Genomic DNA, 24,534 nt, shown 5'->3' on the forward strand with positions numbered 1-24,534 from the left:
CACGTCCGGCGCGGGCTGTACGAACCCGCTCGCCCTGTTCGGCCAGCCTTATCCGGCAGCTCTCAGCGCTTGCTCGATATCTTCGAGCAGATCGTCGGTATCTTCCAGGCCGACGGAAAGCCTGAGCGTTCCCGGTCCGATGCCGAGCTCGGCGCGGGCCTCATCGGTCAAATTCTTGTGCGTGGTCGTCGCCGGATGGGTGATCAAGCTCTTGGCGTCGCCGAGATTGTTGGAAATCAGCACGATGTCGAGCGCGTTCTGGAAAGCAAAGGCCGCCTGCTTGCCGCCCTTCACATCCAGGCAGATCAGCGTCGAACCACCCGACATCTGCTTCTTGACCACGGCCGCTTGCGGGTGGTCGGCACGGCCGGGATAGATGACGCGGGCGATTTGCGGGCGCTCGGCGAGGAAATCCGCGATGCGGCCGGCACTTTCCGTCTGCTGGCGTACGCGCAGCGGCAGCGTCTCCAGGCCTTTCAGCAGGGTCCAGGCATTGAAGGGCGAGAGGCTGGGGCCGGTGTGGCGGAAATAGTCATGCAGGTTCTCGTCGATCCATTTTTTGTCCGACAAGATAACGCCTCCAAGGCAGCGCCCTTGGCCGTCAATATGCTTGGTGGCCGAATAGACGACGATATGGGCGCCGAGCTGCAAGGGTTTCTGCTGCAAGGGCGTGGCGAAGACATTGTCGACGATCAGCCTGGCGCCAATCGAGTTGGCAAGTGCCGCGACGGCGGCGATGTCGACCACCTCCAGCGTTGGGTTGGTCGGGCTTTCCAGGAAGAACAGTTTGGTGTTCGGCTTGACCGCCTGTTCCCAATTGGCGATGTCAGTGCCATCGACCAGCGTTGCCTCGATGCCGTATTTCGGCGCCAGCGTCTCGACCACCCAGCGGCAGGAGCCGAACAATGCGCGCGCCGCCACGATATGGTCGCCCGCCTTGGCGCTGCACAGCAATGCTGCCGTCACCGCCGCCATGCCGGACGCCGTGGCGCGCGCGTCCTCGGCGCCTTCCAGCGCGCACATACGCTTTTCGAACATGTCGACCGTCGGATTGGCATAGCGCGAATAGATGAAGCCCGGCTCCTCACCCTTGAAGCGCGCTTCCGCTGCTTGCGCCGTCTCGTAGACATAGCCTTGGGTGAGATACATCGCCTCAGAGGTCTCGCCGAAGCCGGAACGCAGCGTCCCGGCATGCACGAGTGCGGTCTGAGGCTTCCAGTCGCGCTTCTTGGTCATCATCTATCCAAACACCAAAAATGGTCCAAACAACAAAAAACCGGTCGCGAAAGTCGCAACCGGTCCATATGGCCTTGCGGCCCGACGGTCCTTTAGCGACTTGTTTAACGTGGCTGCAAGCCGACCGGCCAAATCACCACGGGATAACGAGCTTTAGACCCGCGCCACGCTTGCGTCAATTGCCGGCATGATTAAGAGGGTTGTACCAAGCAGGTGCCAAAGGCGTCCAGTGTCGGACCTGCGGCAGAACAAGACCTCGCCCGGCGTTCGAACGGAGCCAGACCCTTGCGGCAGACAGGCATTCTTCCCGATCAGGATATTTCCGCGCTGTTCCAGACGGGCGCGCTGAAATCGCCGCGCACGCTCGATGCCGATCAGATCCAGCCGGCCAGCCTTGACCTCAGGCTCGGCGACAAGGCCTGGCGGGTGCGTGCTTCTTTCTTGCCCGGCCCGGACCACAGGGTTGTCGACAAGCTCGACCGGCTGAAGCTGCACGAGATCAACCTCGCCGAAGGTGCCGTGCTGGAAACCGGCTGCGTCTACATCGTGCCACTGCTCGAAAGCCTGGCGCTGCCCGCGCATATTTCCGCCTCGGCCAACCCGAAGAGCTCGACCGGGCGGCTCGACATCTTCACTCGGGTAATGACCGACCGCGGCCACGAGTTCGACAAGATCGCCGCCGGCTATGAAGGCCCGCTCTATCTGGAGGTCAGCCCGCGCACCTTCCCGATCGTCGTGCGCACCGGTTCGCGGCTGTCGCAGATCAGGTTCCGCACCGGCAATGCGCTGTTGTCGGAAAGCGAGCTGCACGAGTTGCACCGCGCCGAGATGCTGGTCGCCACCGAACCACCCAACATCTCAGGCGGCGGCATCGCGCTGTCGATCGACCTCGACGGCGACAAGGATGGGCTGGTCGGCTATCGCGGCAAGCACCACACCGGCCTGGTCGACGTCGACAAGCGCGCCGCGCAGGATGTCGTCGATTTCTGGGAGCCGCTCTACAAGAGCGGTGCCGGCGAGCTGGTGCTCGATCCGGACGAATTCTACATCCTGGTGTCGCGCGAGGCGGTGCATGTGCCGCCGCTCTACGCCGCCGAAATGACGCCCTTCGATCCGTTGGTCGGCGAGTTCCGCGTCCATTATGCCGGTTTCTTCGACCCCGGTTTCGGCCATTCGGCGTCGGGCGGCACCGGCAGCCGGGCGGTGCTCGAGGTGCGTAGCCACGAAGTGCCGTTCATTCTCGACCATGGCCAGATCGTCGGGCGGCTGGTCTACGAGCACATGCTGAAACGGCCGCAGGCACTCTACGGCACCGATCTCGGCTCCAACTATCAGGCGCAGGGCCTAAAACTGTCCAAGCATTTCCGCGCCGCGCGCTGAGCTTCCCCTTACTTGCGGCCTATGCCGGCTCAAAGCGCCTTCACGGCGACCTTCACCGGCTGCTCGATTTCGAGCGGGTTGCGCAGCGGCAGGCCGAAATCCTGCGCCTCGATTTCGAACACGTCGCCAGCCTCCGTCCTGATGCCGTCGGCGAAGGACAGCGTCGCCGTGCCGAACATGTGCACATGCACGTCGCCCGGCTGGCGGAAGGCCGAGTATTTGAAGTGGTGATGCTCGAGATTGCCAATGGTGTGCGACATGTTCGCCTCGCCCGACAGGAACGGCTTTTCCCAAAGCAGCTTGCCGTGGCGCAGGATGCGTGAAGCGCCGCGGATATCGGATGGCAAATCGCCGATCAGGATCTCCGGCCCGAACGAGGCGTTGCGCAGTTTCGAATGGGCGAGGAAGAGATAATTCACGCGCTCGGTGACGTGGTCGGAAAACTCGTTCGACAGCGTGAAGCCGACGCGGAACGGGGCGCCGTCGTCGCCGATCACATAGATTCCGGCGATTTCCGGCTCCTCGCCGGCATCCTGGGCGAAGGCGGGCGACATGAGCGCCGCGCCGGGCGCCACTGCCATGGTACCGTTGCCCTTGTAGAACCATTCGGGCTGCACGCCGATCTGGCCCTTCGCCGGCTTGCCGCCCTCCAGCCCCATGCGGAACATCTTCATGGAATCGGTCAGCTGTTCCTCGCCGCCATCGCTGAGCTTCTTGTGCATGGAATCGCGGGTCGAGGCGGAGCCGAGATGCGTCAGCCCGGTGCCGGTGAGATGGAGATGCGCCGGATCGGGATGGTTGATCGGCGACAGCAGCCGTCCCTTCTTGTAGGCTGCGTCGAGATCGACGGTTTCGCCGAAGCCCTTGCGCTCGATCAGGGCGACAAGCCCGGTGCCGGTGCGCGCGGCTTCCATCGCCAGCGAATAGACGCTGCGAGCGCCGTTGATGACGCGGGTCTTGCCGCCGTTGCGGGCAACGACGCGGATCGTCTCGGCGTCGTCGAGGATCTGTGAGATCAGCATGGTAACCCTCTCTGAATTGCGGCCTGCCTTCTTGGCAAACCCTGCCCGGCGCGGCTCGGACCCTGTCCACGCCGCGGTTGAAATTCTTCGTCCGGATTGCGCTCGCGGGTCAGGTCCCTCGGGGGACTTCTTCGCGCCGCCCGGCAGCGCCGCGATGTGACCCGTATGCCTCCTGGTTGCCTCTCAAGCCTTGTTCTTGTTGTAGACGTCGAAGACGACGGCGCCGAGCAGCACCAGGCCTTTGACCACCTGCTGCCAATCGACATTGACGCCCATGATCGACATGCCGTTGTTCATGACGCCCATGATGAAACCGCCGACCACCGCGCCGATGACCTGGCCGACGCCGCCCATCGCCGAAGCGCCACCAATGAACACCGCGGCGATGACGTCGAGTTCGCTGCCGAGGCCCGCCGCCGGCACCGCCTGCCCCAGGCGCGCCGCGATAATCAGGCCGCCGAGTGCCGACAGCACGCCCATGTTGATGAACACCATCAACGTCAGCCGTTCGGTCTTGATGCCCGATAGCTGCGCTGCCTTGGCATTGCCGCCCATCGCATAGATGCGGCGGCCGATCGTCATGCGTTTGGTAACGAAGACGAACAACGCGATCAGCACGCCCATCACCATGAGAACGATGGGCAGGCCCCTATAGGTGGCGAATTGGTAGACCAGAAACAGCGCCAGCCCGCTGATCACCAGGGTCTTGACGACGAACAGCGAGAAAGGCTCGGCTTCGTAGCCATGCCGCTCGCGGGTGCGCCGCGCCCTGAGCCCGAAATAGGCATAGGCGAGCACGGCGGCGAGGCCGATCACGATAGTCGTCAGGTGCAGCGTCAGGCCGCTGCCGACAATGGTTTTGCCGGCGGCGTTCACGGTCGGTGGTATCAGCGTCAATGGGCCGATCAGGTCCGGAATGAAGCCGGAACTCAGCGCCTTGAAGCCGACTGGAAGCGGCCCCACGGAAGACCCGCCACCCAGCAACGCCTGACAGATGCCGCGGAAGATCAGCATGCCCGCCAGCGTGACGATAAAGCTCGGTATTCGGTGATAGGCAATCCAGTAGCCTTGTGCCGCGCCGATCGCGCCACCCACGATCAGGCAGACGATCGACACCACCAGCGGATTGCTCAACGGGCCAAGCGGCCAGATAACCATCATCATCGCCGCCAGTGCGCCGATGAAGCCGGCGACTGAGCCGACGCTGAGATCGATATGGCCCGAAACGATCACCAGAAGCATGCCCAGCGCCATCACGATGATGAAGCTGTTCTGCTGCACGAGATTGCTGAGGTTCACCGGCTTGAACAGCGTTCCGGACGTGGTGAACTGGAAGAACACCATGATTGCGATCAACGCCAGCACCAACCCGTATTCGCGCAGATTGGTGACCAGCGCCGAGACGGCAATGCGAGGTGCCTGTTGTATATCCTGGGCGACGCCGGTTTGCGGCCCGGGAGCGCTTTCGGTGCTCATGATGCTTTCCCTTCTCCACGGACGATGGCGCGCATGATCTTTTCCTGGCTGGCGTCGCTCGCCGCCATTTCGCCGACGATGCGTCCTTCGTTCATGACGTAGATGCGGTCGGTGATGCCGAGCAGTTCGGGCATTTCCGACGAGATGACGATGATTGCCTTACCCTCGGAGGCGAGACGCGCGATGATCGTATAGATTTCATATTTGGCGCCGACATCGATACCGCGTGTCGGCTCGTCGAGGATCAGCACTTCCGGATTGGCGAACAGCCATTTCGACAGCACCACCTTCTGTTGATTGCCGCCAGAAAGATTGCCGGTCATCTGATAGACGCTCGAGGCGCGGATGTTGGTCCTGCCGCGATAATCGTTGGCGACGGAAAGCTCGCCCAAATCGTCGATCACGCCATGGCGCGAGACGCCGGGCAGGTTGGCCAGCGTGATGTTGTGCTTGATATGGTCGATCAAGTTGAGACCGTAGGTCTTGCGGTCCTCCGTAACATAGGCGATGCCGTGTTCCACCGCCTTGCTCACCGAAGAGACATCGATCGGCTTACCGTTAAGGAACACCTCGCCGGTGATGCGACGGCCATAGGACCGGCCGAACAGGCTCATGGCAAACTCGGTCCGACCGGCGCCCATCAGCCCGGCAATGCCGACCACCTCGCCCTTGCGGGCGTTGAGGTTGATGCCCTTGATGACCTGCCGCTCGGCATGGATGGGATGGTAGACCGACCAGTTTTTCACTTCGAGAACGGTCTCGCCAATCTTCGGCTCTCGCGGCGGGTAGCGGTCGTCGAGCGAACGGCCGACCATCGAGGTGATGATGCGGTCCTCCGAGATATCCTTCTTGGCCAGCGTCTCGATGGTCCGCCCATCACGGATGATCGTGACCTTGTCGGCGACCCGGTTCACCTCGTTGAGCTTGTGCGAGATCAGGATCGAAGTGATGCCCTGCCGCTTGAATTCGAGCAGCAGATCGAGCAGCGCCTGGCTGTCCTTTTCGGACAGGCTCGCCGTCGGCTCGTCCAGAATGAGCAGCTTCACTTCCTTGCTGAGCGCCTTGGCGATCTCGACCAGCTGCTGCTTGCCGACGCCGATATTGGTGATCAGCGTGTTGGGGTCTTCCTTGAGGCCGACCTTCTTGAGCAGGGCGCTGGTGCGCGTCTCGTTGGCATTCCAGTCGATGACGCCGTATCTGGCCTGCTCGTTGCCGAGAAAGATGTTTTCGGCGATCGACAGCATCGGCACCAGCGCAAGCTCCTGGTGGATGATGACGATGCCCTTGCGCTCGCTGTCATGGATGCCTTTGAAATGGCACTCATCGCCGCGATAGATGATCTGGCCGTCATAGGTGCCGGACGGATACACACCCGACAGCACCTTCATCAGCGTCGACTTGCCGGCACCGTTCTCGCCGACCACGGCATGGATCTCGCCTTCCTCGACCATGAGCTTGACGTTCGACAGCGCCTTGACGCCGGGAAATGTCTTGGTGATGTCGCGCATCTCCAAAATCGTCGATGCCATTGAGAATACCACTCCTGCGAGGTCCGCAAACAATACCGGGCTGGCTCGCCAACGAAAAGGGGCCCTGCCTGCGCAGGACCCCAGGCTTTGTAACCGCGATTACTTCAGTTCTTCGGCCTTGATGTAGCCGGAGTCGACCACCAGCGCCTGGTAGTTCGACTTGTCGACGTCATGCGGCGTCAACAGGATCGAGGGAACGACCTTGACGTCGTTGTTGTAGGTCGTGGTGTCGAGGCCTTCCGGCTTGCCGCCCGAGAGCACCTTGTCGACGAGTTCGACCGTCGCCTTGGCGAGTTCGCGGGTGTCCTTGAACACGGTCGAATACTGCTCGCCGGCGATGATCGCCTTGACCGAAGCGGTCTCGGCGTCCTGTCCGGTGACGATCGGCCATGGCTGATCGGCAGTGCCGTAGCCTACGGCGCGCAGCGAAGCGATGATGCCGCGCGACAGGCCGTCATAGGGCGAGAGCACGCCATCGACGCGGCTGCCGTCCGAGTAGTTGGCGGAGAGCAGATTGTCCATGCGGGCCTGGGCGGTTGCCGCCAGCCAGCGCAGCGTGCCGACCTTGTCCATGCCCATCTGGCCGGACTTCACGACGAGGGTCTTGTCGTCGATCAGCGGCTGAAGAACCGACATGGCGCCGTTATAGAAGAAGAACGCATTGTTGTCGTCCGGCGAACCGCCGAACAGCTCGATGTTGAACGGGCCTTTCTTCTCGGGATAGCCGAGGCCCTTGAGCAGCGATTTGGCCTGGATGACGCCGACGCCGAAATTGTCGAAGGTGGTGTAGTAGTCGACATTTGGCGTCTTCTTGATCAGGCGGTCGTAAGCGACGACGACGACGCCGGCGTCATTCGCCTTCTGCAGCGCATCGCCCATCGTGGTGCCGTCGATCGAAGCGATGATCAGCGCCTTCGGGCCTTTGGTGATTTCGTTTTCCAGCTGGCTGAGCTGGTTCGGAATGTCGTCCTGCGCGTATTGCAGGTCGACAGTGTAGCCCAGAGCCTCGAGCTGGGACTTGACGGCGTCGCCGTCGTTGATCCAGCGCTGCGAGGTCTTGGTGGGCATCAGCACGCCGACCAGGCCTTCGCCCGCTTGCGCCGGCAGCGTCATAGCCGCGATGCCTAGGGCCGCGACGGCGGCCAGTGTCTTGATAATCTTCACATTAACTCTCCCTGGTTGATGGACGCGTACCCTTGGGTTTCGTGGGCCGCGCAATCGTGCAGGAGCGCCAAACGCGCCGCTGCCGTCAATCGATCTCCGGTATCCTCCCAATCGGCCCCGAAACTCTGGTTTCAATCGATACGAGTTTTCCCTCGTCACCGACCGTCAAGTCTCAGGACGCGCGAAGGGTGTGTCGCTTTGCCATAACTGTCAAATGCGATCTTTGATGGTTGCTATATCGAGACTGATATGGCTTAGGCTAGTGACGACGCTGCCGGATCCAGCTGGGGCGCCGGGCGTAGGAGTAGGGAAAAATCATGGCGGCGCTGCGAAATCCTGGCGGAATATCAGCCGGTTACGATGAAATCCCGGGTGATGGCGGAACCTTGCTGCGCAGCGGCTTGAGCCTGCGTCACATGCGCATGATCGCAGCCCTCGACGAGCACGGGCGGGTGAGTGCCGCGGCCCAGGTCATGAACATCTCGCAGCCGGCGGCTTCGCGCATGATCGCCGAGATGGAGGCGGTGCTCGACGTCAAGCTCTGCGAAAGGCTGCCGCGCGGCATCACGCTGACGCCCTATGGCAAGGCATTGGCACGGCGCGCGCGATCGATCCTGCTCGAGATGCGCGAGGTCGACCGCGAGATCTTCGAGCTCAAGGCGGGCAAGGGCGGCTCGGTGTTCCTGGGCGCGGTCACGGCACCGGCGATCGAGCTGGCGGTCCCGGCGATCCGCGAGATCCGGCGCCTCTATCCGCGCATCGAAATCACCATGCAGGTCGAGACCTCGAACGTGCTGGCGCGCGAGCTGATCGCCTCTCGGCACGATTTCATCATCGCCCGCATCCCCGACGACCTCAATCCGCGGCTGTTCGAGGCCCGCGTCATCGGCGTCGAGAAGGCCTGCCTGATCGTGCGCCGCGGCCACCCGCTGACCAAGGGCAAGGCAGTGCGGCTGGAAGACACCGCCGCCTATGACTGGGTTTTCCAGTCGGGCGGCTCGCCGCTGCGCCAAGCCATGGAAAGCAACTTTTTGAACCGCAACATCGCGCTGCCGGATCGCATCCTCAACACCAGCTCGCTGTTACTGACTCTGGTCATGGTCGCGCAATCCGACGCGATCGCGCCGGTGTCGATCCAGGTCGCGAAGTTCATTCAGAACCCCGAAGGGCTCGACGGCGCCATCGACGTCGTCCAGACCGAGTTCGACATCGAGGTCAGGCCCTACAGCCTGATCACGGTAAAGAACCGCGCGCTGTCGCCGGCGGCCAAGATGCTGCACGATTTTATTTTGCGGGAGGTGGGCTGAGGATTGGAGCGGGTAGCGGGGCGCATCCCGTGGCCGGCCAGACGACCAGACAGGCCCACCAGCAGCGGCGCCGATGCACGTCGGCCACAACTGCTGCGTGATGCTCAAAAAAAGCCCGCCAGCAGAAGCCAGCGGGCCAAGGGTAGACATTCCGGTTGGGGTCATTCGAGGCCCCGCCGACCCTCAATGTGAGATATTCGACGAACTGGCACATCGGCCAAACAGATGAAGGACGGCCAGCCGAGCTGTAAAACTGCCTGTAAAGCCGCAAATTTTCAACATCGCCAACTCAGGCGCAACCCGTGTGGCAAAAGCTGGAGCGGGTAGCGGGAATCGAACCCGCGCGTTCAGCTTGGGAAGCTGACAAGCTACCATTACATCATACCCGCGCTGGTTCCTCCGATATCATGGCCCGGCGCCGATGCGCAATCCGGTTTGAGGGCTCGGCTTGATGCCGGGCGGTCAACTGCGTATTTCTGGGCATGTGCCCGAATCGCGGCACCCGACTGTGGAGACAGGCCTTGTCCGCACTGAACCGCTTTCTCGGCGATACGCCGCTCCGGGTGATCTTGAAGCTGCTTGTGGTGTCGTTCCTCGTCGGCCTGGTCATGAACGCCTTCGGCTGGTCGCCGATGGACGTGCTCTACGGCATCCGCAAATTCTTCATCGACCTGTGGAATTTGGGCTTCCACGCCATCGACCGCTTCCTCGGCTACATCCTGCTCGGTGCCGCGATCGTCGTGCCGGCCTTCATCCTGCTCAGGATCGCCAATTTCAGGAAGTAGAGCATGATCCCAAAAAGTGGGAACCGGCTTTCGGAAAAGATCATGCTCAAACAAACAGCCTTTCACGCGTAGCCCGCAGCCACCTCGAACAGGATGGCGTGGCGTGCGGCAAGTGCTGCGACATCCGTCGAATAGCCGCCGCCGATAACGCCGCACACCGGGACGCCTAGCGTGCGGAAATGGCGGATCACCATATCGTCGCGGGCGCGCAGCCCGTCATTCGACAGCGCCAGCCTGCCGAGCCGGTCCTCGGCATGGACATCGACGCCGGCATTGTAGAAGACGAGATCCCAGCGCTTTCGCGCCGACAGCTCCGGCAGGATGGCGCCCAGCCGCTCCAGATAGGCTGCATCGCCGGTGCCGTCGGGCAGGGCGACGTCGAGGTTGGAGGCGATCTTGCGCGCGGGGTAGTTGCGGTCGCCATGCATGGAGAAGGTAAACACGCGTGGCTCGTCGTTCAGGATATCCGCCGTGCCGTCGCCCTGATGCACGTCGAGGTCGACGACCAGGATGTTTTGGGCGGCACCTTCGGCGAGCAGCACCAGCGCGGCAACGGCCACGTCGTTGAAGGTGCAGAAGCCGGCGCCTTGCGCGCGCCGCGCGTGATGACTGCCGCCGGCCGTGTTGCAAGCGATTCCGTTCAGCAAAGCCAGCCGCGCCGCCATCACCGTGCCGGCCGTTGCGAGCTGCGCCCTCAGCGAAACCCGCGGTCCCACGGGAAAGCCGATCTCGCGCTCGATCCTCACCGGCACGTCGCAGGCAAGCACCTGGTCGACATAGTCTGCCGCGTGGGCAAGCTTCAGCCATGATGGCCGCGCCACCGCTGGTGTGTTGAGCGCTTCGGGCCGCGCCAGGCCGCGTGCCCGCAAGGCGTCCATCAGCAGCGGATATTTGCTCATCGGGAAGCGGTGGTTGACGGCGAAACCGGCGTCGTAATCGGGATGATGAACGATCTGCAAGGACATGGGACGGCCGGTGCGCCAGAGGCGGGTTTCGGTTGACCATGCCGGGATGGATGGTTGCGCGAGGTCCGCAAACTGGGGCACATCGGCTAGCCGATCAAGCCGCAACAGGAAGCAACACACGTTTGGAGCAGGCTTTACCCACCGAAGCCCACGTCACCGAAGCCAGGGCTTTCGTCGTCACCAACCGTTCGGTGCTCGCCATCGCCGTGCCGATGACGCTTGCCTATCTGACGACGCCGTTGCTCGGAATTGTCGACACGGCGGTGGTCGGACAGTTCGGCGACGCCGCCCTTCTCGGCGGCCTGGCGGCCGGCGCCCTGATCTTCGACGTCGTTTTCACCACCTTCAACTTCCTGCGCTCCGGCACCACCGGCCTCGTCGCCCAGGCCTTCGGGCGCGGCGATGCACTGGAGGAGCAGGCGGTGTTCTGGCGCGCCGTGCTGATCGCGGTCGTCGCCGGCATCGTGTTTGCCGCACTTGCGCCCCTGGTTTCGGCTGCCGGGCAATGGTTCATCGGCGCCGAGCCGCGCGTCGGCGCGGCGATGGACGTCTATATCCGCATCAGGATGCTCGCAGCACCGTTCTCGCTTATCAATTACGCCATCCTTGGTTATGTGCTGGGGCGCGGCGAGGGCGGGCTCGGGCTGATGCTGCAGCTGGTGCTGAACGGCATCAATATCGCGCTCTGCTTCCTGCTCGCCCTGGAGCTTGGCTGGGGCGTTGCCGGCGTCGCCTGGGCGACGCTCACCGGCGAGTTCGTCGCCATGCTGCTTGGTCTCGCCATCGTCGGCCGGCGCTTCTGGGCCGCACCCAGGCTGCCGCGCCATCGCGTCCTCGATTTGCCGGCATTCCTGCGCATGATGTCGCTCAATCGCGATATCATGATCCGCTCCTTCTCACTGCTCGCCGCCTTCGCGCTGTTCACGCGCCAAGGCGCGCAATTCGGCACGCTGACGCTGGCCGCCAACGCCGTGCTGATGAACCTCTTCCTGGTTGCCGGCTATTTCCTCGACGGTTTCGCCACCGCCGCCGAACAGCTGGCCGGGCGCGCCATCGGCGCCCGTGCCGCCACGGCGTTTGACCAGGCGGTGCGGCTGACGCTGCTTTGGGGGCTCGGCCTGGCAGGCGTGGCGACGCTCGTGCTCCTGCTGGAAGGCACCGGTCTGGTCGCCCTGATCACGACCTCGACAGACGTCCGCGCCGTCGCCGACATCTACTTGCCATGGGCGGCATTCACCGCACTCAGCGGCGTGCTGGCTTTCGAGATGGACGGTGTTTTCATCGGCGCGACATGGTCGCGCGACATGCGCAACATGATGCTGGTGTCGTTCCTGGCGTTCAGCGCCGCGTTGCTGATCCTGGCGCCGGCGTTCGGCAATCACGGCCTGTGGGCGGCGCTGCACGTGTTCCTGCTGGTACGCGGCTTCAGCCTGCTCACTATATTGCGGCTGCGGGTGCGCACGGCCTTTAACTGATCGCTAAAGCGGTTTCGTCGCCCAGTGATCGAGGCGGCTGTCGCGAAGCTCGCGCAGCGACTTCAGCCCTTGACTGTCCATGAAACGGACCATGCCGGAAAGAATACGCCCCGGCAGCGCAGGCCCGGCATAGATCATGCCGGTATAGAGCTGGACGAGATCGGCGCCGGCACGGATCTTTTCCAGCGCCGTCTCGGCGGAATCGACGCCGCCGACGCCGATGATGGCGGGATCCGGGCCAAGTAGTTTTCGCATCCTTGCCAGCACGATGGTCGAGCGCTCGAACAAGGGTTTTCCCGAAAGCCCGCCGGTCTCGCCGGCAAGGCCGGCGCTGCGCAGGCCGGCTCGCGCGATCGTGGTGTTGGAGACGATGACGCCGTCCATTTGCTTGTCGGTGATCTCGGCGGCGATGTCCTCCAGTTCGGCCTCGACCAGGTCCGGCGCGATCTTGAGAAAGACGGGCGGCTTTGCCGGTGCCGCCGCACGCGCGGCCATGACCCGCGACAGGAGTTCACCAAGCTGTTCGCGCGCCTGCATGTTGCGCAGGCCCGGCGTGTTTGGCGAGGAGATGTTGATCGTCAGATAGCCGGCGTATCGCGCAAACCTGATCACGCCGCGCTCATAGTCGCCGACGCGGTCGGCGCTGTCCTTGTTGGCGCCGACGTTGACGCCGACGACGCCGGCGCGGCCCTTGCGGGCAGCAAGACGTTTTTCCGCGGCGGCGTGGCCTTCATTGTTGAAGCCCAGCCGGTTGATCACTGCCCCGTCCGAAGGCAGCCGGAAGATGCGCGGCTTCGGATTGCCCGTCTGCGGCAGCGGCGTGATCGTGCCGACCTCGGCGAAGCCGAAGCCGAGGCCGAGCAGTGCGTCCGGCACTTCGGCATTCTTGTCGTAGCCGGCCGCCATGCCGAGCGGGTTCGGGAAATCGAGCCCGCAAAGGCTGACCTTTAGCTTGTCGTCTCGCAAAGGGCGCCCGGCGACCGGCAGGCCGCATCTCAGCGCGGCAATCGACAGCCCATGCGCGGTTTCCGGATCGAGCGTGAACAGCAGTTTCTGGCCGATCCGGTCGAACGCGCTCATTCGGCCTCCAGCGCCGGGAATTCGTGCCGGCCGTCGGCACCGAGCGGCAATGCCTGCACCGAGATGACCGCATCGAGGCCGAGCCCGCCATAGAGATGCGGGAACAAGGCGCCGCCGCGCGAGACCTCGTATTTCAGCGCATCGCCGAGGTGCGCGCCGTCGACGGCGACCAGCAGCAACCCGCTCTGGCCGGCGAAATGCTTGGCTGCCGTTTCCCGAACCTGCCCGGCGGTGGAAAAATGGATGAAGCCATCGGCGACGTCGATCGGCGCGCCGGTGAAGCGGCCTTCTCGTTCAGCCTCGCGCCACAGCGCCTCGGGAACTATCTTGTAGATGATCTCGGACATCGTTGCGCTATAATCCGAACCGACGACGCGGGGAAGGGCAGGCCCGCGTTCTTCCCCATTTCAGGTTCTTCCCCAATTCCGGCGCAAACTGTGATAGATTGCGCCGACTGGCTCATGGAGGAAAACATGCGTCTGAAACACGTCTTGATCCCCGCAGCACTGGTCTCGCTTGTCGCAGCTTCGGCCTTTTCCGAGGAAGCCGATCGCTACCGGCTGGAAAAATCGGCCAATGGCTATGTGCGCATGGATACGCAGACCGGCGCCATGTCGCTCTGCGAGGAGCGTTCCGGTCAGCTCGTCTGCAAGACGGCGGCCGACGAACGTGCCGCCTTCCAGGATCAGATCGACCGGCTGCAAAATTCGGTGAAGGCGCTCGACGAACGCGTCGCCAAGCTCGAAAATTCGCTTGCCGCGCGTTTCGAATCGACTTTGCCCAGCGAGGAGGATTTCAACAAGACGATGGGCTACATGGAGCGCTTCCTGCGCAGCTTCATGGATATCGTCAAGGACATGGACAAGGACGAAGACGGCGCCAAGCCCAATTCGCAAAAGACCTAGGCAATTCGCAAAAAGACCTAGGGCGGGAATAGCAAGCCGGCCACGCCGAACAGCGGCGTAGCGTTATGATCGTTCAGATCCTGCAAGGCGGAAAATCGCCAACGGGATTCGGGGAGGGATATCACCGTTGGGCTACACATTCGTCATCGCCGACGATCATCCGCTTTTTCGCGGTGCATTGAGGGAGGCACTCGCCGGCATCGGAGATGTTGCCGCCATTCACGAGGCCGGCGATTTCGAAAGCGCCAAGGCGCTGGTCCTGGCCAATGAGGATGTCGATCTGGTCCTGCTCGACCTCTCGATGCCGGGCGCAAGCGGCCTTTCCGGCCTGATCTCGTTGCGCGGCATCCATCCGGCGGTGCCGATGATGGTGGTCTCGGCGCATGACGATCCGGTGACGATCCGGCGCGCGCTCGACCTGGGCGCCTCGGGGTTCATCTCCAAATCGGCCAGCATGGAAGAGATCCGCAATGCGGTGCAGTCGGTGCTCGCAGGTGATATCGCGGCACCCGCCGGGGTCGATCTCGGCGTCGAGCGCGATCCCGAGATTTCCGACCTGATCAAGCGGCTGCAGGCGCTGACGCCACAGCAGACGCGCGTGCTCGGCATGCTGGCGGAGGGACTGCTCAACAAGCAGATAGCCTATGAGCTCGGCGTCTCCGAAGCGACGATCAAGGCGCATGTCTCGGCCATCCTGCAGAAGCTCGGCGTCGACAGCCGCACCCAGGCGGTCATCCTTTTGTCCAAGATCGGCAGCGACCCGGTGCAGGCCGCCGGCTGATTCTTATTCGGCCGCCGGCGCCAGCGGCCTGACCCTGGCCATCATCGAGCGCAGCATCGCCGGTTTCAACGGCTTGCTGATCACAGGCACGTCGAGCCTGCCGGCGGCGGCGCGAACCTCGCTGGAGCGGTCGGCGGTGACCAGCACGGCCGGCAGGTCCTCGCCATGGATCGCACGCAACTGGGCGATCAATTCGAGGCCGGTCTTGTCGTCGAGATGATAGTCGGCAAGCACGATGTCCGGCCGATGCATGGCGGACCTGTCGAGATCCTCCGCGCCGGAAAGCGTGTCGACGCTGCAGCCCCAGCCCTCGAGCAGCAGCCGCATGCCATCGAGGATGCGGCCGTCATTGTCGATGCAGAGCACACGCAGCCCGGCAAGCGAGGCCGCGGCATGGGCAGGTGCCTTCACCTCAGCCTCGCGTCGCGGTGCCTGCACGGCCGCCACCGGCAGCAGCACGGAAAAGCGCGTGCCCTTGCCGGGATTGGAGAAGATCCGGATTTCGAGGCGCAGGACGCGGGCGATGCGGTCGACGATGGAGAGCCCCAGGCCGAGGCCTTCCGCCTCGCGCATGCCCTCGTCGAGCCGGGTGAATTCGCGGAACACGGTGTTGAGCTTGTCGCCGGCAATGCCGATGCCGGTGTCGATAACCTGGATCTCGGCCAGTTCGCCGCGCCGCCGCACGCCGACCAGGATGCGGCCATGGCGCGTATATTTGATGGCGTTGGAGACCAGGTTCTGGATCAGCCGGCGCAGCAGATTTCGATCCGTCATGACGCTGAGCGACGACGGCATGATCGAGAGTTCGAGCTTCTTTTCGGCGGCAAGCGGCCGGAAGTCGTTGCCGATCTGGCGCAGCAGCCCGTCGAGGCCGAAGCTCGTATCGTCCGGCTTCATCGCGCCGGCATCGAGGCGCGAAATGTCGAGCACCGCGCCGAGGATGGTCTCGACCGATTCCAGCGACGATTCGATATTCATCGCCGCCTTACCGGCAGGCCCCTTGCCGGTCTTCTCGATCAGCGACGAGCAATAGAGGCGGGCGGCGTTCAGCGGCTGCAGGATGTCGTGGCCGGCGGCAGCGAGGAAGCGCGTCTTGCCGAGATTGGCCTCCTCGGCCAGCATCTGCGCCTGCGCCAGCTCCTCGTTGACGCGGGTGAGCTCGGCGGTGCGGCTCTTCACGCGCTGTTCCAGCGATTCATTGGCGCGCTTCAGCGCCAGATCCTGCTCGACGCGCCCTGAGATGTCGGCATAGGTGGCGACGATGCCGCCGTCCGGCATCGGATTGGAGCGCAATTCCAGGATACGCCCGCTGGTCTTCAGCTCCATCTGCCATGGGCTGACGAAGCTGGTCAGGCGGTTCAGCATGGTGACGCGCTGGTCTGGCGGTATATCGCCGCGCTCGGCAAGGTGGCGCAGGATACGATCGAGCGAGACGCCGACCTGGCCCATTTCGTCGGGCAGGTCGAACAGCGCCCGGTACTGGCGGTTCCAGCAGATCAACCGGAAATCGCGGTCGAAGACGGTGATGCCCTGTTCCATCTGGTCGAGTGCGATCTGCAGCAGGTCGCGATTGTGCTGTAGCGCCTCGGTGGCGTCGTCGAGCAGGCGGAAGGCGTCCTTGGATTCGCGGTCGTTGCGGCGCAGCAGCAGCGACAGGATCAGCCGCGCCGAGGAGGAGCCGACGGCACTGGCCAGAAGCTGCTCGGAGAAGCGGATGACATCCATGCTGGCCTGTTCGTTGCCGTGCAGTGAAGTGCCGCTGCTCTTCTCGAATGACTGGAAGGAGCGCTCGGTGCGTTCGACACCGAGATAGCGCGCGATCGTGTCCTTGAGGTCGTTGACGGTGATCGTGGTGCGGAAGCGGCGCAGGCTCGGCAGCGGCCCCGCCTCGCGCGGCACGAAGATCGACGCCTGGATGCGTTCCAGCGGCACCGACGCGCGTGACAGTGAGCCGAACACAAAAAACAGCGTGTTGATCGACAGGCTCCACAGCACGCCATGGTTCAGCGGCTCGGCGACGGTGCCGAACAGAGCCTGCGGCCGCAATGCATCGAAGCCGAACAGGCCGTGGACGAGGATGCCGGTGTCGGGCGCGGCGAGCGAGGGAAGCAGCAGCGTGTAGCTCCAGACGACGATGCCGGCCACCATGCCGAGTGCCGCACCCCTTCCGTTGGCGCCGCGCCAGACCAGGCCGCCGATCATTGCCGGCGCGAACTGCGCGATCGCGGCGAACGACATCAGGCCGATCGAGGATAGCCGCGCGCTGTTGGTGCTCTCGCGATAATAGAGGAAGGCGATGAACAGCATGATGAAGATCGCCGCCCGCCGTACATTGAGGATGAGCGTCGACCAGTCCTCGCTCTCTGAGGTCGTGGTCCGCAGCAATCGCCTCACGAACAGCGGAATGACCAGGTCGTTGGAGATCATGATCGACAGCGCGACGCTTTCGACGATCACCATTGCCGTCGCCGCCGACAGGCCGCCGATAAAGGCGGCCATGGCCAGAACGTCGTGGCCGCTGAACAGCGGCAGTGACAGCACATAGAGGTCGCTGCTGGTCCTGGGGCCGACCAGTTCCAGGCCGGCCAGCGCGATCGGCAGCACGAACAGGTTGATTGCCACGAGATAGAGCGGAAACACCCATGTCGCCGTGCGCAGCTCAGCCTCGCTGCGGTTCTCGACGATGGTGACGTAGAACTGGCGCGGCAGCATGAGGATGGCAAAGCCGCTCAGGCATGTCAGTACCAGCCAGGTCGCGAGCGAGGTGTTGTAGCCCATCGCCTGGCGCACCTGCGTGTTTTCGGCGAGCCGGTCGAACATATCGCCTGGCCCGCCGAAGATCAGAAACGTGACCATCAGGCCTATCGCCAGGAAGGCGGCGAGCTTGACCACGGTCTCGACCGCCACCGCCAGCACCAGACCGTCCTGGTGTTCGGTGGCGTCGGCATGGCGCGTGCCGAACAGCACGGCAAACAGCGCCAGCAGCATGGCAACGACAAGCGAGATGTCGCTGACGAACGGATCGAACGACGGCGGCGAGCCGGTATAGTGCTCGACCATCAGGCTGACCGAGCCGGAGATCGCCTTCAATTGCAGCGCCATGTAAGGCACCGCGCCTATGGTTGCGATCAGCGTGGCGATCGCCGCGACAGCGAAGCTCTTGCCGTAGCGGGCGCCGAGAAAGTCGGCGATCGAGGTGATCTTCTCGGTCTTTGCCAGCCTGACGATGCGCTGCAGCAGCGGAAAGCCGAACACGAACACCAGAACCGGTCCGATATAGATGCCGAGGAATTCGAGGCCGCGCTCGGAGGAGAGCCCGACCGAGCCGAAGAAGGTCCAGGAGGTGCAGTAGATGGCGAGGCTGAGCGCATAGATAAAGGGCCGGGCGCGGCCAGGCCCGGATGAAGTCGAGCGCCGGTCGCCCAGGCTGGCGATAGCAAACAGCAACGTCACATAGGCGATCGCGATGATGACGATGAACCAGCCCTGCACGCCTCGAACTTCCTCCCTGCGCCGGCTTTTTCATCCGGCCTTGCAGACGCAATCACAGCTTGGCCACCGAGTCCATCGCGGCTTTCGGCGCATTATGGCCGCGGCTTCGCGCAATCCAGGCCGGGGAAACACGTCTTTGCTCCTGTCGCAACCGCAGGTTTTTGCTATTCTGCCTGCCGGTCGATGCCGAGGGCGTGGACGGCAGCACGGCCGGTCAGGAAAAGGAGGGTCGAATGCTGAAAGAGTTTCAGGAATTCATTTCCAGGGGCAATGTGATGGACCTGGCCGTCGCCGTCATCATCGGCGCTGCCTTCGGCAAGATCGTCACCTCGCTGGTCGACGACATCATCATGCCGGTCATCGGGGCGATTTTGGGCGGATTAGACTTCAACAACTACTTTCTGCCCTTGTCCTCGGCCGTTAACGCCACATCGCTGGCGGATGCCAAGAAACAGGGCGCGGTCTTCGCCTATGGCAGCTTCATCACCGTGGCGTTGAACTTCCTTATCCTCGCCTTCATTATCTTCCTGATGGTCAAGGCGGTGAACAATCTGCGCCAGCGGCTGGAGCGCGAGAAACCGGCTACCCCGGCCGCTCCGCCACCAGCCGACGTCGCGCTGCTCACCGAAATTCGCGATCTCCTCGCCAGAAAGTAGCGCCTGCGGCAACTTTCTGGACCAAAACCCCGGTCGCTTGCGGCCGGGGTTTTCTGTTTTCGTCCGCCCTGAAACACGCTAGCAGTCGAGCAAACGAAAACGGACCCATCCATGACCCTGATCGATACTCTGCGCGCCGAAGCGCGGGCGGCGCCCGAAAGCGGCATTGTCGCCGTCATGAATCGTGGCCGCGGCCGCGACGGTATGATCCCGCTTTGGGCCGGCGAGGGCGACCTGCCGACGCCTGCCTTCATCACCGATGCCGCCGCCAAGGCGCTGGCCGCCGGCGAGACCTTCTACACCTGGCAGCGGGGCATTCCCGAACTCAGGCAGGCGCTCGCCCGCTACTACACCAGGCATTTCGGCAAGACTTTCGCCAACGAAGAATTCATCGTCACCGGCTCCGGCATGCATGCCATCCAGATGGCCATCGACGCGGTGGCCGGCAAGGGCGACGAACTTGTCTACCTGTCGCCGGCATGGCCGAATTTCGCCGCCGCCGCCGGCGTGGCCGGCGCCGTTCCGGTTGCAGTCACCCTTGATCAGTCCGGCAATGGCTGGTCCTGCGATGTCGACAAGATCGCAGCGGCGATCACGCCACGGACCAAGGCGCTGTTCGTCAACACGCCGTCCAACCCGACCGGCTGGACCGCCGACAAGGAGACGCTGCAGGCAATCCTCGATCTCGCCCGCGAAAGGGGCCTGTGGATCATTGCCGACGAGATCTATTCGCTGTTCCACTACGGCCATGGCCGCGCGGCGTCGTTCATCGACATCATGGCCGATGAGGACCGCATCCTGTTCGTCAATTCCTTTTCCAAGAACTGGGCGATGACCGGCTGGCGCATCGGCTGGATCAAGATCCATCCCGCCTTGCAGCAGGTGTTCGAGAACCTGGTCCAGTATTCGACTTCCGGCGTTGCGCAATTCATGCAGCGCGGCGCCGTCGTCGCCCTCGACGAGGGCGATGCCTTCATCGTCGAACAGGTGGAGCGGGCGAGGGCGGCGCGCGACCTCGTCTGCGGCATTCTCGCCGAAACCGGCAGGGCGCGGTTCACCGTGCCGCAGGGCGCGTTCTATCTGTTCTTCGCCGTCGACGGCATCACCGATTCCCGCGCTGCCGCTTTCGACATGGTCGACCGCGCCAATGTCGGCCTGGCCCCCGGCACCGCCTTCGGCCCCGGCGGCGAAGCTTTCCTCAGGCTATGCTTCCACCGCCGCCTCGACCAGCTCGAAGAAGCCGCGCACCGGCTGGCGAAATGGATGAAGACTGTGTGAGGTGTGTTGAGCTTCGCGCCAGGCATCGCAGCACTGAAAAATGAGGCGGCACCGATAGGCGGCTTCCGCAATGGTGCCCGTAGCGGCGGAGGTTACCCGCCCGACTTCGGCACCAGCAACGGAATGACGCGGTCGCTCTTGGCCACTGAAGGCCGGCCGGCCGAACCGTAGGGAATCCCCAACGCATCCCATGTCTCGACTAGCGCGTCCTGTAAGGAGGCAATCAGCGCGTCAGAATGGAACGGTGTCGGCGTGATGCGCAGCCGTTCGGTGCCGCGCGGCACTGTCGGGTAATTGATCGGCTGGATATAGATGCCGTGCACGCCGAGCAGGCGGTCGCTGGCCATCTTGCAGAGCTCGGGATCGCCGACCAGCAGCGGCACGATGTGGGTAGGTGACTCCATTACCGGCAGGCCGGCCGCGGCAAGCACTTCCTTGGTCCGCGTCGCCTGACGCAGCTGCGCGTCGCGCTCGGCCTGCGAGCGCTTGAGATGGCGGATCGAGGTGGTTGCCGCGGCAGCGATCGCCGGCGGCAGCGCCGTGGTGAAGATGAAGCCCGGCGCATAGGAGCGCACGGCGTCGATCACGGCGCTGGTGCCGGTGATGTAGCCGCCAAGCGTGCCGAACGCCTTGGCCAGTGTGCCCTCGATGATGTCGATGCGGTCGGCCAGCCCTTCGCGCTCGGTGATGCCGCCGCCGCGCGGCCCGTACATGCCGACGGCATGGACCTCGTCTATATAAGTCATCGCATTGTAACGCTCGGCGAGGTCGACGATCTGCTTGATCGGCGCGATGTCGCCATCCATCGAATAGACGCTCTCGAAGACGATCAGCTTGGCACGCTCGCGGCCGGCCGCCTGCAGCAGGCTTTCGAGATGCGCGACGTCGTTATGGCGGAAGATCTTCTTCTCGGCGCCCGAGCGCCGCACACCCTCGATCATCGAAGCGTGGTTAAGCTCGTCCGAGATGATCAGGCAATTGGGAAGCAGCTTTGCAATGGTCGAGATCGACGCTTCGTTTGAAACGAAGCCGGAGGTGAAAACCAGTGCCGCTTCCTTGTCGTGCAGGTCGGCAAGCTCCAGTTCGAGCTCGACCAGCGGGTTGCTGGTGCCCGAAATGTTGCGGGTGCCGCCGGCCCCCGATCCCATTTTGCCTGCCGCCTTCTGGAACGCGGCGATGACGTCGGGATGCTGGCCCATGCCGAGATAATCGTTGGAGCACCAGACGGTGATTTCCTCGGCGCGGCCATTGGCACGCCAGATGGCGCGCGGGAATTTTCCCACGATACGCTCAAGGTCGGCGAAGACGCGATAGCGACGCTCTGCATGGAGCTGGTCGATCGCTTCCTCGAAGAACCGCTGGTAATTCATGTCGCCTTCCCAATTTTGCGCGGGATCATAGTCATTGGCCTATTCGCCGTCCACCGCACCGTTTTGGTCAAAATGCCACGCCCCAGGCCTGTTCCTAACGACCACGGAACGTGGCCTATTCCCTTGATGTGGATCAATCTTGTTTCAGGACAATGCCACCCGCCGATGAGACTGGTTACCGCAGATTGTAATGGCCTGGCGGCAGGTTTTCCAGTACGGCGACGATTGAGACAGTTCCGATAAATCATGAATAGCGAGGATGCGGATGACGGTTTTGGTGACAGGCGGTGCCGGCTATATCGGCAGCCATATGGTCTGGGAGTTGCTGGACACGGGCGACAGCGTCGTCGTCCTCGACCGGCTTTCGACCGGCTTTGAATGGGCGGTGGCTCCGGAAGCAAAGCTCGTCGTCGGCGATGTCGCCGACAAGGAATTGGTCGCCTCGATCATCCGCGACAACAAGGTCGACGCGATCATCCATTTCGCCGGCTCGATTGTCGTGCCCGAATCGGTGGCCGACCCGCTTGCCTATTACGAGAATAACACTTGCAAGACACGCACCCTGATCGAGACCGCGGTGCGCGAAGGCGTGCCCAATTTCATCTTTTCCTCGACCGCCGCCGTCTATGGCGGCGCCGGCCTGGAGCCGGTGCGCGAGGACGCCAGGCTTGCGCCGGAATCGCCCTACGGCCTGTCCAAGCTGATGAGCGAATGGATGCTCCGCGACGCGGCTATTGCCTATGGGCTGCGCTATACGGCGCTGCGCTATTTCAACGTCGCTGGCGCCGACCCGAAGGGCCGCACCGGCCAGTCGACGCCCGGCGCCACGCATCTGATCAAGGTCGCCTGCGAGACGGCGCTCGGCAAGCGCCCCTTCATGCAGGTGTTCGGCACCGACTATCCGACGCCGGACGGCACCTGCATGCGCGACTATATCCATGTCAGCGACCTGGCGGCGGCGCATCGGCTGGCCCTGCAGCGGCTGCGTGCCGGCGGATCGAGCCTGGTCGCCAATTGCGGCTACAGCCACGGCTATTCGGTGCTCGAGGTCATCGACAGCGTACGCCGCGTCTTCGGCCATGATTTCGAGGTGCGGATGGGCGAGCGCCGCCCCGGTGACGCCGCCGCGGTTGTCGCCAATTCGGAGCTGGCCCGCGGCGAACTCGGCTGGACCCCGCAGCGTGACAACCTCGACCAGATCGTCTCCGATGCGCTTGCCTGGGAGCGCATCCTGACCAGCAAGAATTCGGCTCTGGGCTAAGCGCGGGCTCTCCGCAAGGGCTCGTCGGCAGGAGGCAGAGGCGCTATTGAAGGGCCTCACGGCTGAGCGTGCAGGCGTTCGGCTGCGTTCGACTTGGGGGCGGCATGAAAATATCGGTGCTTGGAGCCGGCGTCGTTGGCACGGCGGCGGCCTATTGTCTGGCCAGCGACGGCCATGAAGTCACGGTGATCGAGCGCCATCCGGCGGCGGCGCGCGGCACCAGCCAGTCGAATGCCGGCCTGGTATCTCCCGGCGATGCCACCGCCTGGGCTTCGCCCGCCGCGCTTAAAACGTTCCTGCGAGCCCTCTACAACCACGATCTCGGCATCAAGGTGCGGCTGCGCTTCGATCCGTATTTTGTCGCCTGGAGCCTGCGCTTCCTGCGCCAGTGCACGCATAAGCGCATGCGCGCCAACACCGAGATCAAGCTGCGCCTGGCGCTTTATTCACGCGACTGCATCAACGCCATCTCCGCTGACACCGGCGTTCCCTATGACGAGCGCAAGAAAGGCATTCTGTATTTCTTCCGCTCGCAGCAGAGCTTTGATACCGGCACCGACAATTACCGCTATCTCGCCGAACATGGCCTGCCGATCGAGATCGTCGGCCGCGACCGGCTGGTCGAGCTCGAGCCCGGCCTTGCCGGAGCCAAGGACAAAATTGCCGGCGGCGTCTATTCGCCGATCGACCAGACCGGCGATTCCAGTCAATTCACGCAGCGCCTCGCTGCCTATGCCGCCGAAAAACTCGGTGTCCAATTCCTCTACGGCACGACGGTCGAAGGCCTCGACATCGACGGCGACCGGGTGCGCGCGGTGATGACCTCGGCCGGCCCGGTGGCCGGCGACGCCGTGGTCATTTCCATGGGGCCGGAGAGCGGTCTGCTCGGCCGCCGCTACGGCATCGACCTGCCCGTCTATCCCGTGAAGGGCTATACCGTGACCGTTCCGCTGGAAGATGAAAGCAAGGGGCCGATCATGGGCGGCGCCGACGAGGACCGGCTGATCGGCTATTCCAGGCTGGGAAATCGGCTGCGGATGTCCTCGACGGCGGAGTTCACCGGTTTCGACCGCACGTTCAAGCCGCGCGATTTCAACTCGATCCTGAACACCGGCAAGGACCTGTTCCCCGGCGCCTTCGACGAGAGCAAGGCCGAGCTCTGGGCTGGACTTCGCCCGATGATGCCGAACTCCGTGCCGGTCATCGGCCGGGCGCGGTATGACAATCTATATCTCGATACCGGCCACGGCCATCTCGGCTGGACCATGGCCTGCGGTTCGGGAAAATTCCTTGCCGACGTGGTCGCCGGCCGCAAGCCGGAGATCGATCCACAAGGATTGCTCTACGCGGGCTAGCAACGGCCTGACCGCAG

20 protein-coding genes, 1 tRNA gene and 1 riboswitch are annotated in these 24,534 nt (G+C 63.6%); of the genes, 10 read left to right on the plus strand and 11 right to left on the minus strand.

Features of this window, described 5'->3' with window-relative positions; genetic code table 11:
- Positions 1–48: 48 nt before the first annotated feature.
- Positions 49–1,239 carry an O-succinylhomoserine sulfhydrylase gene (locus NKH01_RS17725; RefSeq protein ID WP_352790956.1) on the minus strand — a complete coding sequence of 397 codons (1,191 nt, stop codon included), beginning with the start codon at positions 1,237–1,239 and terminating at the stop codon, positions 49–51.
- A 69-nt stretch (positions 1,240–1,308) separates the two neighbouring features.
- Positions 1,309–1,386, minus strand: a riboswitch (SAM riboswitch).
- 135 nt (positions 1,387–1,521) lie between these two features.
- Between NKH01_RS17725 and NKH01_RS17730 the strand changes: the two genes are divergently transcribed.
- Complete coding sequence (locus NKH01_RS17730) at positions 1,522–2,616, plus strand: 2'-deoxycytidine 5'-triphosphate deaminase (RefSeq protein ID WP_353006240.1); 1,095 nt, start codon at positions 1,522–1,524, stop codon at positions 2,614–2,616.
- A gap of 29 nt (positions 2,617–2,645) precedes the next feature.
- Here the strand turns inward: NKH01_RS17730 and araD1 are convergent, their stop codons facing one another.
- The 4 genes from araD1 to chvE all read right to left on the minus strand — a co-directional run bounded on the left by araD1 (position 2,646) and on the right by chvE (position 7,807).
- Positions 2,646–3,638, minus strand: coding sequence for an AraD1 family protein (gene araD1, locus NKH01_RS17735; protein ID WP_353021426.1), 993 nt, complete (start codon positions 3,636–3,638; stop codon positions 2,646–2,648).
- A gap of 183 nt (positions 3,639–3,821) precedes the next feature.
- Positions 3,822–5,114, minus strand: a complete 1,293-nt coding sequence (mmsB, locus tag NKH01_RS17740) for a multiple monosaccharide ABC transporter permease (protein ID WP_352790962.1) — start codon at positions 5,112–5,114, stop codon at positions 3,822–3,824.
- Positions 5,111–6,643, minus strand: a complete 1,533-nt coding sequence (gene mmsA, locus NKH01_RS17745) for a multiple monosaccharide ABC transporter ATP-binding protein (RefSeq protein WP_353021428.1) — start codon at positions 6,641–6,643, stop codon at positions 5,111–5,113. The genes mmsB and mmsA overlap by 4 nt, the downstream gene beginning before the upstream one ends.
- Before the next feature lie 99 nt (positions 6,644–6,742).
- Positions 6,743–7,807, minus strand: coding sequence for a multiple monosaccharide ABC transporter substrate-binding protein (gene chvE / locus NKH01_RS17750; RefSeq protein ID WP_023719486.1), 1,065 nt, complete (start codon positions 7,805–7,807; stop codon positions 6,743–6,745).
- 317 nt (positions 7,808–8,124) lie between these two features.
- Between chvE and NKH01_RS17755 the strand changes: the two genes are divergently transcribed.
- Positions 8,125–9,114, plus strand: a complete 990-nt coding sequence (locus tag NKH01_RS17755; RefSeq protein ID WP_352716963.1) for a LysR family transcriptional regulator — start codon at positions 8,125–8,127, stop codon at positions 9,112–9,114.
- A gap of 315 nt (positions 9,115–9,429) precedes the next feature.
- Here NKH01_RS17755 and NKH01_RS17760 read toward each other — a convergent pair.
- Positions 9,430–9,503: transfer RNA gene (locus tag NKH01_RS17760), tRNA-Gly, on the minus strand.
- A gap of 93 nt (positions 9,504–9,596) precedes the next feature.
- Here NKH01_RS17760 and NKH01_RS17765 point away from each other — a divergent pair.
- Positions 9,597–9,899 (plus strand): DUF6460 domain-containing protein, encoded by a 303-nt coding sequence (locus tag NKH01_RS17765; protein ID WP_254816341.1) that lies wholly within the window; start codon positions 9,597–9,599, stop codon positions 9,897–9,899.
- A 62-nt stretch (positions 9,900–9,961) separates the two neighbouring features.
- Here NKH01_RS17765 and NKH01_RS17770 read toward each other — a convergent pair whose 3' ends face one another.
- Entirely contained in the window at positions 9,962–10,864 is a 903-nt protein-coding gene (locus tag NKH01_RS17770; RefSeq protein ID WP_352482474.1) for a histone deacetylase family protein, read from the minus strand.
- A gap of 50 nt (positions 10,865–10,914) precedes the next feature.
- On the opposite strand from NKH01_RS17770, the gene NKH01_RS17775 reads away from it, so the two are divergent.
- On the plus strand, positions 10,915–12,339 hold the full coding sequence (locus NKH01_RS17775; protein ID WP_352860760.1) for an MATE family efflux transporter: 1,425 nt from the start codon (positions 10,915–10,917) through the stop codon (positions 12,337–12,339).
- A gap of 3 nt (positions 12,340–12,342) precedes the next feature.
- Here the strand turns inward: NKH01_RS17775 and NKH01_RS17780 are convergent, their stop codons facing one another.
- Both NKH01_RS17780 and NKH01_RS17785 read right to left on the minus strand, forming a co-directional pair.
- The gene (locus NKH01_RS17780) at positions 12,343–13,419 is read right to left on the minus strand and encodes a quinone-dependent dihydroorotate dehydrogenase (protein WP_353021429.1); all 1,077 of its coding nucleotides are present in this window, start codon (positions 13,417–13,419) and stop codon (positions 12,343–12,345) included.
- The gene (locus NKH01_RS17785) at positions 13,416–13,766 is read right to left on the minus strand and encodes a DUF952 domain-containing protein (RefSeq protein WP_353021432.1); all 351 of its coding nucleotides are present in this window, start codon (positions 13,764–13,766) and stop codon (positions 13,416–13,418) included. The genes NKH01_RS17780 and NKH01_RS17785 overlap by 4 nt, the downstream gene beginning before the upstream one ends.
- A 126-nt stretch (positions 13,767–13,892) precedes the next feature.
- Between NKH01_RS17785 and NKH01_RS17790 the strand changes: the two genes are divergently transcribed.
- Both NKH01_RS17790 and NKH01_RS17795 read left to right on the plus strand, forming a co-directional pair.
- A complete protein-coding gene (locus NKH01_RS17790) occupies positions 13,893–14,324 on the plus strand; it encodes a hypothetical protein (protein WP_352493790.1) in 432 nt (143 codons plus the stop codon).
- 118 nt (positions 14,325–14,442) lie between these two features.
- On the plus strand, positions 14,443–15,105 hold the full coding sequence (locus tag NKH01_RS17795) for a response regulator (protein ID WP_502893818.1): 663 nt from the start codon (positions 14,443–14,445) through the stop codon (positions 15,103–15,105).
- A 3-nt stretch (positions 15,106–15,108) separates the two neighbouring features.
- On the opposite strand, the gene NKH01_RS17800 is transcribed toward NKH01_RS17795, so the two are convergent.
- Positions 15,109–18,597 carry a PAS domain-containing hybrid sensor histidine kinase/response regulator gene (locus NKH01_RS17800; RefSeq protein ID WP_353021433.1) on the minus strand — a complete coding sequence of 1,163 codons (3,489 nt, stop codon included), beginning with the start codon at positions 18,595–18,597 and terminating at the stop codon, positions 15,109–15,111.
- 233 nt (positions 18,598–18,830) lie between these two features.
- Between NKH01_RS17800 and mscL the strand changes: the two genes are divergently transcribed.
- Both mscL and NKH01_RS17810 read left to right on the plus strand, forming a co-directional pair.
- On the plus strand, positions 18,831–19,253 hold the full coding sequence (gene mscL, locus NKH01_RS17805; protein ID WP_023719476.1) for a large conductance mechanosensitive channel protein MscL: 423 nt from the start codon (positions 18,831–18,833) through the stop codon (positions 19,251–19,253).
- A 111-nt stretch (positions 19,254–19,364) separates the two neighbouring features.
- A complete protein-coding gene (locus NKH01_RS17810) occupies positions 19,365–20,531 on the plus strand; it encodes a pyridoxal phosphate-dependent aminotransferase (RefSeq protein WP_352547899.1) in 1,167 nt (388 codons plus the stop codon).
- Between the two features lie 92 nt (positions 20,532–20,623).
- Here the strand turns inward: NKH01_RS17810 and hemA are convergent, their stop codons facing one another.
- Positions 20,624–21,901, minus strand: a complete 1,278-nt coding sequence (gene hemA / locus NKH01_RS17815) for a 5-aminolevulinate synthase (RefSeq protein ID WP_023719474.1) — start codon at positions 21,899–21,901, stop codon at positions 20,624–20,626.
- 265 nt (positions 21,902–22,166) lie between these two features.
- Here hemA and galE point away from each other — a divergent pair, with 265 nt between their 5' ends.
- Positions 22,167–23,162, plus strand: coding sequence for a UDP-glucose 4-epimerase GalE (gene galE / locus NKH01_RS17820; RefSeq protein ID WP_023719473.1), 996 nt, complete (start codon positions 22,167–22,169; stop codon positions 23,160–23,162).
- A 104-nt stretch (positions 23,163–23,266) separates the two neighbouring features.
- Positions 23,267–24,517, plus strand: a complete 1,251-nt coding sequence (locus NKH01_RS17825; protein ID WP_353021437.1) for a D-amino acid dehydrogenase — start codon at positions 23,267–23,269, stop codon at positions 24,515–24,517.
- Positions 24,518–24,534 lie beyond the last annotated feature (17 nt).

Origin of the sequence: Mesorhizobium sp. M1403 (genome assembly GCF_040317695.1) — a bacterium.
In the GTDB taxonomy this organism is placed as follows: domain Bacteria; phylum Pseudomonadota; class Alphaproteobacteria; order Rhizobiales; family Rhizobiaceae; genus Mesorhizobium.

Coding starts and splice junctions, on each gene's coding strand:
- NKH01_RS17770 (WP_352482474.1), bottom strand. CDS start 10,864: ATGTCCTTGCAGATCGTTCATCATCCCGATTACGACGCCGGTTTCGCC.
- mmsA (WP_353021428.1), bottom strand. CDS start 6,643: ATGGCATCGACGATTTTGGAGATGCGCGACATCACCAAGACATTTCCC.
- NKH01_RS17790 (WP_352493790.1), top strand. CDS start 13,893: ATGCGTCTGAAACACGTCTTGATCCCCGCAGCACTGGTCTCGCTTGTC.
- NKH01_RS17755 (WP_352716963.1), top strand. CDS start 8,125: ATGGCGGCGCTGCGAAATCCTGGCGGAATATCAGCCGGTTACGATGAA.
- araD1 (WP_353021426.1), bottom strand. CDS start 3,638: ATGCTGATCTCACAGATCCTCGACGACGCCGAGACGATCCGCGTCGTT.
- hemA (WP_023719474.1), bottom strand. CDS start 21,901: ATGAATTACCAGCGGTTCTTCGAGGAAGCGATCGACCAGCTCCATGCA.
- NKH01_RS17785 (WP_353021432.1), bottom strand. CDS start 13,766: ATGTCCGAGATCATCTACAAGATAGTTCCCGAGGCGCTGTGGCGCGAG.
- NKH01_RS17765 (WP_254816341.1), top strand. CDS start 9,597: ATGTGCCCGAATCGCGGCACCCGACTGTGGAGACAGGCCTTGTCCGCA.
- NKH01_RS17825 (WP_353021437.1), top strand. CDS start 23,267: ATGAAAATATCGGTGCTTGGAGCCGGCGTCGTTGGCACGGCGGCGGCC.
- mmsB (WP_352790962.1), bottom strand. CDS start 5,114: ATGAGCACCGAAAGCGCTCCCGGGCCGCAAACCGGCGTCGCCCAGGAT.
- NKH01_RS17780 (WP_353021429.1), bottom strand. CDS start 13,419: ATGAGCGCGTTCGACCGGATCGGCCAGAAACTGCTGTTCACGCTCGAT.
- NKH01_RS17775 (WP_352860760.1), top strand. CDS start 10,915: ATGGTTGCGCGAGGTCCGCAAACTGGGGCACATCGGCTAGCCGATCAA.
- mscL (WP_023719476.1), top strand. CDS start 18,831: ATGCTGAAAGAGTTTCAGGAATTCATTTCCAGGGGCAATGTGATGGAC.
- NKH01_RS17810 (WP_352547899.1), top strand. CDS start 19,365: ATGACCCTGATCGATACTCTGCGCGCCGAAGCGCGGGCGGCGCCCGAA.
- galE (WP_023719473.1), top strand. CDS start 22,167: ATGACGGTTTTGGTGACAGGCGGTGCCGGCTATATCGGCAGCCATATG.
- NKH01_RS17725 (WP_352790956.1), bottom strand. CDS start 1,239: ATGATGACCAAGAAGCGCGACTGGAAGCCTCAGACCGCACTCGTGCAT.